We start from the raw sequence: 1,353 nt of genomic DNA on the forward strand, positions 1-1,353 counted from the left end.
GTCGGCTGGTCCGACTTCCCATGCAGCGGAAGCCCGTTGTGCTGATCGCGGTCCTCCGCGTCCATCGCCTCAGGTCGTCGGGCCGAGGCCCTCCGAAAGGGCGACGGCCTCCTCCGGCGCCCCGGTGCGCGCGACCGGCTCGCCGCGGGTCCGACGCCTGTGGCCTCGTCGCGTGTTCGCCTCGATCATCGCGACTGGATCCCCTTGCTCAAGTCGGCTCGTCGAACCGGATGTTCCAGGTCTCTTCCGGCGGGCATCCGATCTCCCCGCGCCATGTGGTCGGTTGTCATTTTCCGGGGCCGGGGCTGCGCCTCGGGTCACACGCCGGTCGTGATCCCCACCGCCTCGGCGAGCTCCAACGTCTCCGCTCGCATCGCGCGCGGCGACTTCCGCCACAACTCGGCCGCGACCGAACGAGCCTGGGGTGTGAACCGGACCGTCTCCGGGCTGATCCGCAGCGCGATCCCCATCACGTGCAGCGCGGCGGTCCGGTCGCCCCGATGCATGTGCGACCGGGCCGCATCCACCCACAGCCTGGTTCGGCGCTCCGTCGACGGGATCGAGTCCGGGTCGATCTCGTCCGCCAGCGACAGTGCCTTGCCTGAGCTCCGCAGCTCGGTGGAGACGCTGACCGCGTGAAGGTCGACGTTCGCCCGCCCGAACACCGTCGACAGCTCGGTGTACCCGGCCGGCAGTGACTTCGCGACCTGGTCGGCCGTGTCCCAGTGGTTCCACGCCATCCCGTCCCGGCCGTCCCGCGCCTCGGTGATCGCCGCGTGCAGGTGCAGCGCCCCGTACAGGCCCCGCCAGTGCTGCGGTCCGTCGGCGAGGTGCGGGCGCAGCCGGTCGGCTGCCGTGGTCACCATCAGCATGGCGCCTTCGTGCTCACCGACGGCGCGCATGGTGTTCGCGAGGTTCCATGCGGCGGCGCCCATGGCGGCCGGGTCGTCAGCGTCGGCGGCGGCTGCCATGGCACGGTCGCCGAGCATCCACACGGCCTCTGCCGGGCCGATGTACGCAATCACCTGCTGCGCGAGCCGGTACGCCGAGGCGAGCCCCACCAGTGCGGTGCGGCGGTCGTCGCCGGCCGAGCGGGCCAGCGACTCCCCGTGCCGGATCAGGTCCGGGGCGATGTTCCCGACGGCGGTCCGGTTGTTCGCCGCCTGGTGCCACAGGCGCCACCCGGCATCGACATCGGCGGCGTAGGTCGCGGCCGTCATCCCCGCCGGGACCGGTGCCGGCGGCCGGGTTCCGCGTTCGAGGAGGGTCGACCAGATGGCGGTCGACGCGGGGTGGTGGAGCGCGAGGCCCGGCCGCAGATCGATCCGGCCGAAGTCCATCGCGACGGTGGTG

General features: G+C 72.5%; 1 protein-coding gene. It reads right to left on the reverse strand.

Translation table 11 applies throughout. The features are described from left to right. Positions 1 to 317 precede the first annotated feature (317 nt). Positions 318 to 1,353, reverse strand: a 1,036-nt coding sequence (locus ACWDCZ_RS41415; protein ID WP_449818734.1) for an XRE family transcriptional regulator, incomplete at its 5' end; no start/stop codon positions are given.

The organism is Kitasatospora sp. NPDC001225, assembly GCF_053597855.1.